Origin of the sequence: Lactobacillus sp. OTU4228, from assembly GCF_001006945.1 — a bacterium.
GTDB classification, from domain to species: Bacteria; Bacillota; Bacilli; order Lactobacillales; family Lactobacillaceae; genus Lactobacillus; species Lactobacillus amylovorus.
This window is the reverse complement of sequence record NZ_CDLD01000038.1, coordinates 104,807-119,161: the sequence shown is the minus strand read 5'-3', so window position 1 is coordinate 119,161 and position 14,355 is coordinate 104,807. Positions and strand designations below refer to the sequence as shown.

15 protein-coding genes are annotated in these 14,355 nt (G+C 38.5%); 11 read left to right on the top strand and 4 right to left on the bottom strand.

Annotation, left to right across the window (positions count from 1 at the left end):
- Positions 1-16: 16 nt before the first annotated feature.
- Both BN1206_RS08195 and BN1206_RS08190 read right to left on the bottom strand, forming a co-directional pair.
- A complete protein-coding gene (locus tag BN1206_RS08195) occupies positions 17-1,522 on the bottom strand; it encodes an O-antigen ligase family protein (RefSeq protein ID WP_052543235.1) in 1,506 nt (501 codons plus the stop codon).
- A gap of 93 nt (positions 1,523-1,615) precedes the next feature.
- A complete protein-coding gene (locus tag BN1206_RS08190; RefSeq protein WP_014566177.1) occupies positions 1,616-1,918 on the bottom strand; it encodes a DUF2187 family protein in 303 nt (100 codons plus the stop codon).
- Positions 1,919-2,014: 96 nt separating this feature from the next.
- On the opposite strand from BN1206_RS08190, the gene BN1206_RS08185 reads away from it, so the two are divergent.
- From BN1206_RS08185 to BN1206_RS08170, 4 genes are all read left to right on the top strand, one after another.
- The gene (locus BN1206_RS08185; RefSeq protein ID WP_052543234.1) at positions 2,015-2,563 is read left to right on the top strand and encodes a guanylate kinase; all 549 of its coding nucleotides are present in this window, start codon (positions 2,015-2,017) and stop codon (positions 2,561-2,563) included.
- 183 nt (positions 2,564-2,746) lie between these two features.
- A complete protein-coding gene (locus tag BN1206_RS08180; RefSeq protein WP_013438629.1) occupies positions 2,747-3,301 on the top strand; it encodes a C40 family peptidase in 555 nt (184 codons plus the stop codon).
- Between the two features lie 270 nt (positions 3,302-3,571).
- A complete protein-coding gene (locus tag BN1206_RS08175) occupies positions 3,572-4,339 on the top strand; it encodes a C40 family peptidase (protein WP_013642459.1) in 768 nt (255 codons plus the stop codon).
- 171 nt (positions 4,340-4,510) lie between these two features.
- Positions 4,511-5,386: a C40 family peptidase gene (locus BN1206_RS08170; protein ID WP_052543233.1), complete on the top strand. Its 876-nt coding sequence runs from the start codon at positions 4,511-4,513 to the stop codon at positions 5,384-5,386.
- Positions 5,387-5,588: 202 nt separating this feature from the next.
- Here BN1206_RS08170 and BN1206_RS08165 read toward each other — a convergent pair whose 3' ends face one another.
- Together BN1206_RS08165 and hflX are read right to left on the bottom strand one after the other, a co-directional pair.
- The gene (locus BN1206_RS08165) at positions 5,589-6,590 is read right to left on the bottom strand and encodes a CAP domain-containing protein (protein ID WP_052543232.1); all 1,002 of its coding nucleotides are present in this window, start codon (positions 6,588-6,590) and stop codon (positions 5,589-5,591) included.
- Positions 6,591-6,596: 6 nt separating this feature from the next.
- Positions 6,597-7,871 carry a GTPase HflX gene (gene hflX, locus BN1206_RS08160; protein ID WP_052543231.1) on the bottom strand — a complete coding sequence of 425 codons (1,275 nt, stop codon included), beginning with the start codon at positions 7,869-7,871 and terminating at the stop codon, positions 6,597-6,599.
- A 331-nt stretch (positions 7,872-8,202) separates the two neighbouring features.
- On the opposite strand from hflX, the gene BN1206_RS08155 reads away from it, so the two are divergent.
- The 7 genes from BN1206_RS08155 (at position 8,203) to BN1206_RS08125 (ending at position 14,351) form a co-directional block, all read left to right on the top strand.
- Positions 8,203-9,255, top strand: coding sequence for an LCP family protein (locus BN1206_RS08155; protein ID WP_052543230.1), 1,053 nt, complete (start codon positions 8,203-8,205; stop codon positions 9,253-9,255).
- 15 nt (positions 9,256-9,270) lie between these two features.
- A complete protein-coding gene (locus BN1206_RS08150; protein WP_052543229.1) occupies positions 9,271-10,140 on the top strand; it encodes a YveK family protein in 870 nt (289 codons plus the stop codon).
- Between the two features lie 15 nt (positions 10,141-10,155).
- Positions 10,156-10,938: a CpsD/CapB family tyrosine-protein kinase gene (locus tag BN1206_RS08145; protein WP_013438614.1), complete on the top strand. Its 783-nt coding sequence runs from the start codon at positions 10,156-10,158 to the stop codon at positions 10,936-10,938.
- A 2-nt stretch (positions 10,939-10,940) separates the two neighbouring features.
- The gene (locus BN1206_RS08140; protein ID WP_052543228.1) at positions 10,941-11,720 is read left to right on the top strand and encodes a tyrosine-protein phosphatase; all 780 of its coding nucleotides are present in this window, start codon (positions 10,941-10,943) and stop codon (positions 11,718-11,720) included.
- A 116-nt stretch (positions 11,721-11,836) separates the two neighbouring features.
- Positions 11,837-12,487, top strand: coding sequence for a sugar transferase (locus BN1206_RS08135; RefSeq protein WP_052543253.1), 651 nt, complete (start codon positions 11,837-11,839; stop codon positions 12,485-12,487).
- Between the two features lie 8 nt (positions 12,488-12,495).
- On the top strand, positions 12,496-13,272 hold the full coding sequence (locus tag BN1206_RS08130; protein WP_052543227.1) for a DUF4422 domain-containing protein: 777 nt from the start codon (positions 12,496-12,498) through the stop codon (positions 13,270-13,272).
- Between the two features lie 8 nt (positions 13,273-13,280).
- The gene (locus BN1206_RS08125) at positions 13,281-14,351 is read left to right on the top strand and encodes a glycosyltransferase (protein WP_052543226.1); all 1,071 of its coding nucleotides are present in this window, start codon (positions 13,281-13,283) and stop codon (positions 14,349-14,351) included.
- Positions 14,352-14,355: the final 4 nt, after the last annotated feature.

Sequence of the window (14,355 nt, the reverse complement as noted above, 5' to 3'; positions counted from 1 at the left end):
GATCTAGTTTATTTTTTTAGTCTTCTTTTTTAATCTCACCGAGCATCCCGCCTTCGACAAAGGCCAAGATAAAGCTGGCGGTTAAGAAGTCCATCACGTTGCCTGAAAGAAATGCCGCCAAGAGCATGAAGGCAATGGACAAAAGCATCGAACTAATGAGGTATGTCCGCAGTTGTTTATTTATTAGCCACTTGATCAAAGCATAGAGCATGATCACGACGTAAGGACCGATAAACAGTAGCATGCCGACCCAGCCAAGGGAATAGACCTGACTGGTAAAATCACGCTCTAGATTGAAGATATTGGTTTCTCTGGTATAAGAAATACCGAATACCTTGTCGAGCTTATTATTGTTAGTTTTAATCACCTGATCCAGCATCGCCTTTTCGACGTGGCGGTTTTGCATCCGTGAAGTGCCTGGTTCGTTCATGATCTTGAGCCAGAATTCTGGATCGTATTTATATGGATAGCTCTTGGTGACAAACTTTTTGTTTAAAGCATAATCTTGATAGTGCTCGCCAATGAAGTTAGTCAAAAATTCCTTGCGCTTTTGACCACTAGGATACTTCTTAAGGCCTTCAGCCAATTCTTCTTTAGCTTGGGTCAAACTGTTGTCGGATTGTTGAGCCAAGTATTTTTCGTAGTTGTAACGTTGAATGGCTGGGCCAAAGGGGATGATTGCAAGAGTTCCGGCTTCCATGAGCAGTGCAACAACGATTGCTTTCCCATTTTTCTTTACATCTTTAACAATGTACAAATGGAAAACATAGAGCAGAACGCCTGCGATAATACCGCCGATTAAACCGATCAAGGCAACCTTCGTTCCCAATTCGATCATGGCTAAAGCTTGGACTACGTTCAACGTAATAGTCTTCCAATTGAAGTGGCTGAACATGAAGTAGAGCATGAGCGGTACAAGCATAAACAATACGGCCGAAACCATGTTGGCAAAGTTGAAGAAGCCCTTCGAAGCCATATGCGAGTAGCCGATATTTGGATTAACGAACCATTCGAAGATATTGGCACTGATAAAGCCTGTTTCATAGCTTCTCAGCGAGATTACGAAGAGATTGCTGATGACGATCGTGAATGAGAAAAGTCCGCTGATTCCTTCGATTACGTGTCTAAATTGCTCTCTGGTAAATTCGAGTTCTTTGGTAAAGAAAATTACCAAGAGGGGCAAAACCATTCTAATTAAATAGAAGATTTCGCTGACGGTTGAGTAATTATAATCGTTGGGGTTTACGCTGTTGAAGTGACGGACGTGAATCAGGTGCAGAATCGAGTAGACAATCAATAATGCTAGATAAACGATCAACCATTTTTCTTGTCCCAGTTTTTGCCAGTTTTGCTTTTGACTGAAAAACATGCAGAAGATGACAAAAACAGCCAGGATTCTAATAATTGTTGGCAAAGTGAATGGCAAGACGTCAGCCAATTTGCCGTTGTAGAACCAGTACAAGTCCAAAAATGGTTGAATCAAAATGAACCAAAAGAGGACGGTTCTTGTTTTTTCCTTCATTTTTTCTCCCTTGTAAATTAAATTTCTTCCTAATTTTAGGCAAAAAAGGATCCTACGTAAATAAACACGTAGGATCTTTTTTACAAATTTGAATTATTTCTTGTCTTTAGAAGACTTCTTGTCGTCCTTCTTGGCAATCTTTTCTACCTTAACTTCGTTAGTTGAAGCAGTCTTACTGTTCTTGACAGTACGAGCAACCTTTAAGTTCTTGAAGTTGACTACGATTTTGTTGTTCAAGTCGCTGACTGAAGTTGCGTCAACGGGATCGTATGAAGTGATAGCTAAGAGTGCAGAGTTTTCGTAAATTTTTTCAACTTTGCCTTGGAATGGCTTTTTAAGTTCTTCTTCTGACTTAGCGCCAACGATTGCGCCTACTTTTACGTCTGCTTTTTTCATTATTTATATTTTCCTTTCCAAATGAAAAGTCTTAGTCTTTTTTGACAGTAGAATGTTAATATATAAAAGCAACATTTTCAAGTGGGGGATATTCTTTTGAAAAAAATAATTTTAATTGCAGGACCAAGTGGTGCTGGCAAGACGACCATTTCCGATTATTTAAATGAAAAATATGACATTCCGCGCGTTTTAACGCATACCACACGGCCAATGCGTGTCGGCGAAAAGCAGAATGTGTCATATCACTTTGAAACAGATGATTCATTTAAGAAATTACACTTCTTTGAACATGTAAAATACGGTTCATATCAGTATGGTTCAAGTCGTGAAGCATTAAACCTCGCTTGGAAAAAACACGATCTGGTGTCATTAATCGTCGATATTCAAGGCGTATATTCTTACATTAAACAATTAGGTGACAAAGTTTATTTCTTATATGTCACAACTTCGACTAAAGAAGAGCTAAAAGAGCGGCTGCTCAAGCGTGGCGATGATCCTGAGAAGATTAAGGAACGCCTTAGTGGTAGCGAATTAAACTTGCTTCCAGCAGATTTGAAACAATACGCTCATGTAATTGTTAACGATAATCTTAACAAAACTAAAGAAACGTTAAACTCAATCATATCAAGGCTTGAGGAAGACTAGGCACTCCGTTTTTTACAGATCATTTCTCCTTTTGCAATGTTTCTTAACGTGATGGTAGTTCTTTTGAAACATTCATGTAACATTCGGGCGTTATTATATAAAACGTCAGTTGATCCAAGAGATCACTAAATAAACGAATTTAAAAACTAAGAATAAAAAATAATTTTTAAGGAGAAATAAATTTTGAGTTTTAAACGTACTTTGGTTAAATACACAGCAGCTTTATCAATTTTCTTTACAGGTCTTGCAACTGTTAATGTTCCTGCAGCAACTGTTCACGCTGACGACATTAACACTACTACTGTAAACACTAACGATTCTCTTTCTGATATCGAAACAACTACTCCAGCCGATTCTTCAGTTAAGAAGACTTCAGCAGCTGACCAAAAACGTGGCGCAGTTGTTAAGCTCGCTAAGAAGCAAGTTGGCAAGCCTTACATCTGGGGTGCAACTGGTCCTTCAGGTTTCGATTGCTCAGGTTTAACTACTTACGTTTTCAAGAACGCAATTAACAAGACTTTGCCAAGAACTACTTACGGCCAAATCACTTTAGGTAAGGCAGTATCACTTTCAACTAAGAAGCTTAAGAAGGGTGACTTGTTATTCTGGGGTAACTCACACGTAGCTATCTACATTGGTAATGGTAAGTATGTTCACGCTCCAGCTCCTGGTCAAAACGTTAAGATCCAAACTTTAGGTTCATTCATGCCATCATCAGCTAAGCGTGTTATCGACTAAAACAAAATAAAAAATATATTTCTCAAAAAATTATAGAAAGAAGAGTTGGATTTTTTATCCAACTCTTTTTTTGTGTAAATTTTCGAAAACGCTTTTTTTATTAAGTTAGTATTACCTTTGTAACAGTTCTGTAACATAAGGACATTATTATAGAGCTTGTAGATTAATTAAAGAAGTTTAAAGATTTTCCGAAAAAACGCATTTTCGTTACCAAAACTAAAAGATCTGACAACTTAAGTAAAAACTAACAGACATATATAGGAGCATTTGATGAATATTAAGAGCAATTTTGTAAAAGTTACTGCAGCAGCTGCTTTAACTCTGACCGGTGTAGCTACAGTAAGTGCTGTTAAGCCAGAATCAACTACTGCTAAAGTTCAAGCTGCTACCACTAAAGTAAAGATCAACTACGTTCCAGGTTACGGTATAAATATCTGGGATAACTACAACGGTGGTCACTTCACAGGTCAACGTGCACAACACGGCACCACTTGGAATGTCCTTGATCAAAAGACTGACAAGAAGGGACGCGTTTGGTACCAAGTTGGTCAAAACCAATGGATCATGGCTCAATACACCACTCCAGCTGGTAATACAGTAACTAAGAATACTACAACTCAAGCTACTGCAACAGCTGCTAAGCCAAAGAAGGCTAAGAAGTCAGTTCAAGCAACCGGCGATGTATCAGCTATTGTTACTTTAGCTGAAGCACAACTTGGTAAGAATTACGTATGGGGCGGTACCGGTGCTAACGGTTTTGACTGTTCAGGTCTTACCTCATATGTTTACTCAAAGGCTGCTGGTGTGAACATCGGTAGAACTACTTACGACCAAGTTAAGCAAGGTACCTCAGTTTCAATGAAGAACTTACAACCAGGTGACTTGCTTTTCTGGGGCTCCGCAAGTGCTCCATACCACGTAGGTATTTATGTTGGTAACAATCAATACATCCACGCCGCGACTCCAGGTCAAGGCGTTATCAAGCAAAGTTTGAGTGGTTACTTCTACCCAAGCGCAGCTAAGCGTATTTTGAACTAAACGAAAATTGAATAAAAGAATTAAGCGAATCACACGATTTGTGGTTCGTTTTTTTGCGTCTATAAACTTATTTAAATAGTTACATTTGCGATTTTTGATTACACATGTGATAATGAAGACGTTATCAAGTAGTAAAAGTGGGATATTTTTCGCTACCAAGGGGATTGAATTATGTCGAAACATAAATTGTTTAAGTTGGGAGCGGCTGCAGCACTGTCCGTTACAGGCGTTTCTGCAATAACATCACTTAAAACAGTTAGAGCAGCCAATTTTACTGCTGTTAAACGCGTCAAAATTAGCTACTTGCCAGGTAAGAGTCTGAATATTTGGACTAATTATGAAAATGGTAAGTTCATGGGTTACCGCGCAAAGGACGGCTCCGTTTGGAACGTAGCTGAAACTGCGGTCGATAGTAAAGGCAGCCTATGGTACAAGGTGGGTACGCGTGAATGGATTGAAGCGCGTTACACCGTTGATGTCAGTGAGGAAGAACCGGTTAAAACTGCGACTAAGACTACTAAGAAGAAGTCACCAGTTGCTAATTTGGCCAACAAGGTAAAACAGGTTACGCAAAAGAAGAAAACGACTAAGGAAGATAAAGTTAAAAAAGCTAACCAAATCGTTAACGAAACGGTTAAAAAAACGACGGCTAATAAGAAGACCAATACTTCATCAATCCAAGCCTCAAGCAAGGCCGCTTCTATTGTTGCACTTGCAAAAGAGCAAGTGGGTAAGCCTTACGTTTGGGGTGCAACTGGACCAGATAAGTTCGATTGCTCTGGCTTAGTACAATATGTTTATCAACATGCGGCCGGAATCAACTTGCCACGTACGACTTACGATCAAGTTAAGGTAGGTCAGACTGTTCCATTAGATAAATTGCAAGCAGGCGATTTGGTCTTCTGGGGTTCTGAAACGGCTCCATATCACGTTGCGATTTATATTGGTAATAATCAATATGTTAATTCCGCAACGCCAGATCAAGGTACGATTTTGCAAAATATGTCGAGTTATTACTATCCTACGATTGCTAAGAGAGTGCTATAGATAATGATGCCATCCAAAAATGGATGGCTTTTTCGTATGGTTTCTAAATTCTTGTAGTAATTGCGAAATCTACAAGAAATTTGTATAACTATAAATATCCAATTAATCATGACTCTCACCTCCGTAAACTCAAAATGTTGGGGGTATATGTCATAAAAGCTCAAAAAGGCAACCGAAATCTCGGCTGCCTTTTTGCATACTATTAACCTTTTTGTCTAAAGAATCTAAACGTGTATGTGTAATACTTGCCAATCTGCACCTTATACTTGTGCGTGTTGACCAGCTTGACCTTGCCCGGACGATACGTGATCGTCGTGGTGTAGCCTTCGCCATAGAACAGCGTCTTGAAGTTGCGCACCTGCGTTGCGCGGTAACGCTTCTTCTTGTTCTTGGTCAAATCCGTAATATAAATCTTCGGCTTGCTCGAGATCCGCTTCGTGGTCGAGTATGACCATGGCGTGTCCTTGCCGACTAATTCATATGGGAAGACCTTCGCAGCTGGATAAACGATGCGTGACTTTACTGGCGCACGCAAGATGTCGTCGGCGAACAGGCCATATTCAACTGAATAAAGCATATCGGTGCTCATGCCGTACGCTGCACCGATTCCCATGCGCGTTGCGCGTGTTGATAAAATTATAGCGCGGTGGCCGATATTGCCGGCACCCGCAATGTTGTTATCTTCGCGCATCAAGTCCGTTACGATCTCGCCGGCTGAGGCGCTATGCGCATCGTCCAAGAAGTTGATGTTGCCTAGCGTAGCGTTCTCGGCGATGCCCCAATCGTTTTCGCTGATGTAGTTGGGACGCAGGTAGTTAATTAAACCGTGCGCTTGTAGGCTGGCACTTGCGTTGACTGCGGCGAGGGATGCAGCACCGATCTGGGCGCTACGGTTAGCGTCATCAGGATTAGCTTCGCTAGGCAGTCCCACCAAATCACGGTAGTAATTAACGTAATCCATCGTGGTTGAAATGTATGCCGGATTCAAGACCCCTGGTGAAAAAGGATTGGCAAAATTTGGTGCTTGCTGGTAAATGCTGTTGCGGTTGTATTGCGCTTTATCCAAATCCTTGTATTTACGTTGGAAATACTTAACCTGCTTAGCCTCAGACTTCGAATACTTCGCTGCTTGAACGGGCTGAGCAGTGAACGCAATGCATTCAACCACTGCAACGATGGCCACCAGCAAATTGTGTTTCTTCATTATATATTACCTATTATTAACCAAATATTTTTCAAAGCGGCTCTGATCATCAGGCGCAATGTTGGCTTCAATGTGGACGCCGTCTTCTTCGTAATTTTCACTCAAAACTTGAGCATTCTCATGCAAATAAGCCAGTTCCTTGCCTGCACTTAATGGGAGGTTCAGGTTGAGCTTCTCGTAGTTGGAGAATACGCGCTTTGTAATCAAATCGGCCAGCAATTTGATCGACTTAGGATCGATTGCGGAATAAAGAATGTCGTTACCTTCGATCTGTGGGTAATTGCGGTCAGTCTTGTCAGCCTTGTTGTAGGCGGTGATCATTGGGATGCCCTTTACGCCGATTTCATCCAAAACGTTCTGTGTAGTGCGGATCATCTGCACCATGTTCGGGTCGGATGCATCGACCACGTTGATTAACAGATCGGCATCTTTGGTTTCTTGTAACGTTGCCTTGAATGATTCAACTAGGTTGTGTGGTAACTTGGAGATAAAACCAACTGTGTCAGACAAAATAAAGCTGAAGTTGTCCTTCAAGTCGATGCGACGCACGCTGGTGTCCAAGGTTGCGAAAAGCATATCCTTAACGAAGACTTGCTTGTCGCTGCCTTCCTTAGAAAATTCGCGGAGCAAACCGTTCATCGTGGTGGACTTGCCGGCGTTGGTGTAGCCGACTAGCGCAACTTTAGGGATGCGGCTTTGGTTACGGCGAGCCGACTTGATCTCTTCTTGACTGGCAACGGCCTTAAGTTCCTTCTTAATAGCGGAAATTTGCTTGCCGATTGTCCGGCGGTTCATTTCCAGCTTACTTTCACCGGCACCACGGTTGGCGAAACCACCACCACGCTGCTGGTCCAAGTTGTTCTCGGAAGGGTGAAGACGTGGCAACTCATATTGCAATCTGGCGAGTTGCACCTGCAGTTTGGCCTGCTTAGTGCGAGCACGACTGGCAAAAATTTCCAAAATTAATTCAGTTCTGTCGATGACCCGCATCTTGGTTAACTTCTCAAGGTTACGGATTTGCACTGGGGTTAATTCATCGTTTAAAACTAAAACCTTGGCCTTCAAGCCTTGGGCCATTGTTCTGATTTCGTTAATCTTGCCGACACCGAAGTAAGTCCCGGCAACGATTGATTCTGCGTTTTGGTAACTTTGTCCCACGACCTCCATGTTGTCAGCTTCAGTTAAGTTGGCCAGTTCAGTCATGTAGTAGTCAAAGTTAGGATCGTTTAAGTTCACACCTGCAATGTAGGCTTTAGTTTTTTTAGGTTGATTATCAATCATGTAAACACCTCTTTTTAAATGTGTAGATAAGTTAATTGTATTACAATAGGCAACTAATTGAAAAAATGTGAATTATTAAGTACATATTATTGCTAATATAATTTGATATCTTTTTTGTAGATATTAATCATTTTGCTGAAGCAAAGAATCGTCTATTGCAGGCAATATTATTTACAAATGATATGTTCATTTGCATGTAAGAAGTTAGTATTACATGTTCAACATAGTTGAAAAAACACGATTATTAACGTGGAAAGCCGTTACAAGCCTGTAAAAAAGCTAGTATCAGTTATATAATAAGAAAGTTGTATAAATAAATAAGGGGATCAAAATGGCAGAAAATAATCAACCAAATAATGATGTACGTCATCACCATCATAGACACCACCGTCATCACCATCGTAAGTTTTGGCGTTGGTTCTGGATTGTGATCGGCGTTATTGTAGTCATTGCACTTTTTGTTTGTGGTATGGTTTATAAGAACTTACGCGATACCACGCAAAATATGTATACTCCCGTTGCTAAGACAACTAAGAGCAACAAGGGACGTAATCTTGATAATTTGCTAGCGCAGAAGAAACCAATCAATATTCTTTTGCTCGGTACTGATACTGGAGCAATGGGACGTAGCTGGAAAGGACGTACTGATACCATCATGATGATGGCAATTAATCCTAAGACTAATAGTACGACAATTGTATCTATTCCACGTGATTCAAATGCAATCTTCCCAGATTTCCCGCAATATGGTGTAACTAAGATTAACTCAGCTTACACACTGGGTGGAGTTGGTGAAACGGTTAAGACGCTTGATAAATACTATAGTGTGCCAATTGACGGTTACATTATGATCAACATGGGTGGCCTTGAGAAGGCAATCAATCAAGTTGGCGGAATTGATGTAACTTCACCATTGACTTTCGATAATATGGGATACCACTTCCAAGAAGGTAAGACCTACCATATGGATGGTAAGAAGGCATTAGCTTTTGCTCAACTTAGACATGGGGATCCACGTCAAGATTATGGTCGTCAAGACCGTGATCGCCGTGTTGTCATGGCACTTCTTAAGAAGTCTATCTCACCTACTACACTACTTAATACTAAATTCTTGAATTCAATCTCAAGTGAAATGCAAACTGACTTGACTATGAATCAAATGTACAAGATCGGGATGGATTATAGAAATGCAACAGATAACTTGTCACAAGATCACGCACAAGGTGTAAGTAAACAAACTCAAAATCCTAAGTTTGGTACGATGGAAATTGAAGTGGTAAGTAGACAAGAAAGACAGAGAGTTTCTGATAAGTTGAGAGCAGCATTAGGTCTTCCTAAGGTAAGAGTTGCTGCTAATAGTGCCAGCTATGTCATGAATCACTAGTATAAGGAAAGAGATATGGAACAAAAACAAGAAAATACAATCGATCTTACCCAATTATTACGCATTTGCCGTAAGCATATCTGGGCATTGATTCTTTGGAGTGTAGGTCTTGCCTTAGTCGGCTGGGGAGTTTCAGAATTTGTAATTTCTCCTAAATATACTTCAACTGCTCAATTATTAGTTAACCAAAAGAGTCGTAACAATGATCCAAACGCAGCTTATGCGACTCAACAAGCTAACATGCAGATGGTTACTACTTATAAAGACATCGTAACAAGTAACAAGATTTTGACAGAAGCCTCTAATCGTTTAGCTAATCCAACTGTTGTTGTGAAAAAGGCACAAAAAGCAGTGTACAGAACTGATGAAAACGGCAGAAGAAGATTAGTGAGAAAAGCTCGCCCAGCTGTAATTGAACGAAGCGGCAAGAGTTATTCAGTTTCTGCAAAAGAACTTGCTAAGAGTATTTCAGTAGGTACCCAACAACAATCACAAGTCTTCTCAATTTCAGCTAAGGCTGATACACCAGCTAAGGCAAAGGCAGAAGTAAATGCAGTAGCTGAAACTTTTAGTAAAGAGATTCCTAATATTATGAGTGTCAATAATGTAACAATTGTGGCAAATGGTACTAATGGTGTTCAATCATCACCTAACGTTAAGCTATTTACCCTAGCCGGCTTCGTAGTTGGTTTAGTATTGAGCTTAGCTGTAGTTATTATTCGTGAAATGAGTAATACTACTGTCCGTGACGATGAATTCTTAACTCGTGAATTAGGCTTAACTAACTTAGGTCAAATTGCTCACTTCCACTTGTCATCTTCATTTACTATTAAAAAGAGTGCAAGTATGACTAATCGTGGACAAACTAAGAGACGTAGAGTATAAGAGTAGGAGGACAAAATGCCATTATTTAAGAAAAAGCGCGGTACAGATGATACCATTAAAAATGGTGCTAAGTTAATCACTGTAGCTAAGCCAAAGAGTCCAATAGCTGAACAATTCCGTACTGTTCGTACTAATATTAACTTTATGGCAGTGGATCATGACATTAAGTCTTTAGCATTTACTTCTGCTAATATTAGTGAAGGTAAGTCTACTGTAGCTGCTAACGTTGCTGTTACTTATGCTCAAGCTGGACGTAAAGTTTTGTTAGTCGATGCTGACTTACGTAGACCCACAGTACATTCAACATTTAACTTAAGTAATCATGTTGGTCTTAGTACAGTTATCTCTTCAACTGCTAAGGAAGTTGATCTTGATAGTGTAGTACAAGAGAGTGGCGTAGATAATCTTTACGTGTTAACGGCTGGTCCGATGCCACCTAATCCAGCAGAACTGATTGGTTCTAAGCGTATGCGTGACTTTGTTAAACTTACCGAAGAACGCTACGATTTGGTTATTATCGACTTGGCTCCTGTTCTTGAAGTATCTGATACACAAGAACTTGCTAGTCACTTAGATGGGGTTGTCTTAGTAGTTCGCCAAGGTAAGACGCAAAAGATGGCCATTAAGCGTGCTGTTGAAATGCTTGAATTTGCAAAGGCACGTATCTTGGGTTACATCATGAATGATGTAAGTTCTGATAATGCGGGTTATGGCTATGGTTACGGATACGGCTATGGTTATGGCTACGGAGAAGAAGATACAAAGAAAAAAGGATTATTCTCTAAGTTTAGGAAGTAATTATGACTTTAGTTGATATTCACTGTCACATTTTGCCAGGGATTGATGATGGATCAAAAGATTGGGAAACATCAATTAAGTTGGCAAGGGATGCTGTCAAAGATGGAATTACTCATGCAGTATGTACGCCGCACACGTTAAATGGTAAATACATTAATCATAAAAAAGACGTGATTCGGTTAACTGAAAATTTCCAAGACATGCTTGATGAAGCAAAGATTCCATTAACAGTATTTCCTGGGCAAGAAGTGCGTATTTCAGGCGATTTGCCTGATGCACTAGATAATGATGACATTCTCTTCTTAGATGAAGAGGGACAATACATGTTATTGGAGTTTCCAAGTGATGATGTACCAACTTATGCTAAAGATATGATCTTTAGCATTCAACAACGTGGTATTACACCAATTGTTGTGCATCCGGAACGTAACAGTAGAATTTTGAAGGAGCCGCACATCTTGCAAGAATTGATTGAGCAAGGATGCTTGGTTCAGATAACGGCTAGTTCATATGTTGGTACGTTCGGTAAAGAAATTGAAAAAATGAGCAAACAATTCATCGAAGCAGGTCAATGTGCTTGCTTTGCTTCAGATGCTCATGATCTGCCCAAAAGGCAATATGAATATAGTGCAGCATTAAAAAAGCTAGGTGAAGAATTCGGCGAAGAACGCGTAAATGAGTTTAAAAATAACGCCCGGGCAATTGTCAATGGTGATAATGTTCAATTAAATTGGCGCCCACTTAAGAAAAGAAAAAATATCTTCCGCTTTTTTAAGATGTAAGCTTTTGCAAACGAGACAAGATAAGAATTAGATATTATAATACTTAACTGAGAGTAAACAAAAAATTTAAATTTATGTTAATAAAGTATAGATATAGAAGGTAAGAATAGGCAATGATGGCGATGGAAAGACTAAAAGTTAATCCTGCAAAGGTCAATGATCGACCTTTTTATCATGTAGTGAAGCGATTATTTGACATCGTTGCTAGTGCATGTGGGTTAATTATTCTGTCTCCATTGTTTTTGTTTTTGGTTATCAAGATCAGAAGTGAAGATGGAGGACCAGCTTTTTATTCGCAAGAGCGAATTGGTAAGAACGAAAAGCCATTCAAAATGTGGAAGTTCCGATCGATGATCGTTGATGCGGATAAGATGCTGGATAAGTTAGAAGATCAGAATGAAATTGATGGGGCTATGTTTAAGATCAAGGATGATCCAAGAGTTACCAAGATTGGACATGTGATTCGTAAATATAGCTTAGATGAATTACCACAATTGTGGAATGTGTTGATTGGCGACATGTCACTAGTTGGTCCACGTCCACCTCTACCATCAGAAGTTGAAGAATACACTAACTACGATAAGCAACGCTTAACCGTAATGCCAGGTTGTACTGGCTTATGGCAAGTAACTCGTAGAAGCGAAGCCGATTTCGACGAAATGGTTTGGCTTGATATTGTGTATATTAACCATTCTGGTGTGTGGGAAGATTTGAAGTTGATAATTAAGACTGTATTAGTTATGATTCATCCGAATGGAGCTTATTAAAGAGTTTTATGAAGATTAAGATTTTAGTTGCTGCTCATAAGAAATTTCCTATGCCAAATGCAGAGGGATACATGCCTATTTTAGTAGGTGCAGCTAGAAATTATAAACCAGGAATTGAATATCAAAGAGACGACGAAGGAGAAAATATATCTTCTAAAAATCCCAATTATAATGAGTTAACTGCTGTATATTGGGCTTGGAAGAATTTAAAAGATGTAGATGCAATAGGTCTTGTTCACTATCGTCGTCTCTTTTTTGATGCTAAGCCATATTCATTAAGTAATGTTCTTAGTATCAAAAAAATAGAAGAATTACTAACTCAATATGATGTAATTCTTCCTAAAAAAAGAAATTATTACATTGAAACAAATTATTCTCATTATATCCATGCACATCATAAGGAACCATTAGACAAAACTAGAGATATAATTGCTCAATATTATCCTAATTATTTGTCTAATTATGACAAAGTAATGCGCAGAACAAAAGCACATATGTTCAATATGTTTATTATGAAGAGAAAAGCTTTTGATTCTTACTGTCAATTTATTTTTGATGTTTTAGAGAAATTAGAGAAAGAAATAGATATTTCTGATTATTCGGTTCAAGAAGCTAGGGTTTTTGGCTACATATCTGAGCTTTTGATGGATGTGTGGCTTGAAACAAATACGTTTAAACTCACAGAAGTAAAATGGGAACAGCTGGGTGGAAAGAAAAACTTACAAAAAGCTGTTTCACTTATTAAAAGAAAAATTGGAATCAAAACAAAGACACATTTTAGTTAAGGGCAAAAATGAAAAAAGCTATTGTAGCCGTACCATATCTTAGCGGTAATGGTGGAACTGAAACAGTAATAAAGAATTTTTATGATGCAATAACAGGAGATTCTCAAGAGCAAAATTTAGATTGGAAATTAATTAGTTTTGGTGGGACAAGATATTCAAATTGGATGAAAGAATGGCCTAAAAAAGTTTATAAATTTTCAAATAAAAGAATAATCCAATTAATATGTTATGTCTTAATAATGCCCTTTTTAATACGAAAAATATTAAGAAAGGAACAACCTGCCTTTTTTATTGCAACAAATCCTATAATTTGGACGTTGGCATTTAAGTTTAAAAAGAGAATATCTCCTAATACTCAAATTATCGCATGGTATCATTATTCGTTTAAAATGAAAAAAGTTAAAAGAAAATATTTAAACTGTGCGGACAAATTTTGGGCAATTAGCAATGGAATACGAAAAGAACTAATTTCTATGGGAATAGTAGATTCAAAAATATATGTTGTTTATAATCCTGTTTCCTTTAATAATATTAATTTAATTCCGCGGAGTCATAGTCAAAATCATTTTATTTATATTGGGCGTATTGATTATTCAGGGCAAAAGAATGTGTCTGAATTGATAGAAGCATTGAATGGTTTAAAAGGAAGTTGGACTTGTGATCTGTATGGTAAAGTAGATGAACATACGCAAGAAAAACTGCTAAAACTTGCTAATAATAATACACGTAATAACCTAAGATTTAGGGGTTTTTATAAAGATGTTTGGTCTCATATCGATAGGGCAGATGCATTAGTTTTAACTTCAAAATTTGAAGGCTTGCCTATGGTTTTGATTGAAGCAACAGTCAGGGGTGTTGCTGTTATTTCGTCTGATTGTCCGACAGGAACAAAAGATATAGTGAATAAAAATAATGGCTGGCTTTATAAGATGGGAAATAAAAAACAATTAACACAAATTTTAAGTGATTTACTTTCTCATAAAAGGAATTTACCAAATAGTGAAAGTGTAAGAAGATCAGCACGCATGTTTGATTATAAGAATTATAGAATTAGAATATTAGAAAGTTTGAGAAGTTAAAAGT

Excerpts from the sequence above, each read along its gene's own strand:
- BN1206_RS08195 (WP_052543235.1), bottom strand. The coding sequence starts at position 1,522 with ATGAAGGAAAAAACAAGAACCGTCCTCTTTTGGTTCATTTTGATTCAA.
- BN1206_RS08190 (WP_014566177.1), bottom strand. The coding sequence starts at position 1,918 with ATGAAAAAAGCAGACGTAAAAGTAGGCGCAATCGTTGGCGCTAAGTCA.
- BN1206_RS08175 (WP_013642459.1), top strand. The coding sequence starts at position 3,572 with ATGAATATTAAGAGCAATTTTGTAAAAGTTACTGCAGCAGCTGCTTTA.
- BN1206_RS08170 (WP_052543233.1), top strand. The coding sequence starts at position 4,511 with ATGTCGAAACATAAATTGTTTAAGTTGGGAGCGGCTGCAGCACTGTCC.
- BN1206_RS08165 (WP_052543232.1), bottom strand. The coding sequence starts at position 6,590 with ATGAAGAAACACAATTTGCTGGTGGCCATCGTTGCAGTGGTTGAATGC.
- hflX (WP_052543231.1), bottom strand. The coding sequence starts at position 7,871 with ATGATTGATAATCAACCTAAAAAAACTAAAGCCTACATTGCAGGTGTG.
- BN1206_RS08155 (WP_052543230.1), top strand. The coding sequence starts at position 8,203 with ATGGCAGAAAATAATCAACCAAATAATGATGTACGTCATCACCATCAT.
- BN1206_RS08150 (WP_052543229.1), top strand. The coding sequence starts at position 9,271 with ATGGAACAAAAACAAGAAAATACAATCGATCTTACCCAATTATTACGC.
- BN1206_RS08145 (WP_013438614.1), top strand. The coding sequence starts at position 10,156 with ATGCCATTATTTAAGAAAAAGCGCGGTACAGATGATACCATTAAAAAT.
- BN1206_RS08140 (WP_052543228.1), top strand. The coding sequence starts at position 10,941 with ATGACTTTAGTTGATATTCACTGTCACATTTTGCCAGGGATTGATGAT.
- BN1206_RS08135 (WP_052543253.1), top strand. The coding sequence starts at position 11,837 with ATGGCGATGGAAAGACTAAAAGTTAATCCTGCAAAGGTCAATGATCGA.
- BN1206_RS08130 (WP_052543227.1), top strand. The coding sequence starts at position 12,496 with ATGAAGATTAAGATTTTAGTTGCTGCTCATAAGAAATTTCCTATGCCA.
- BN1206_RS08125 (WP_052543226.1), top strand. The coding sequence starts at position 13,281 with ATGAAAAAAGCTATTGTAGCCGTACCATATCTTAGCGGTAATGGTGGA.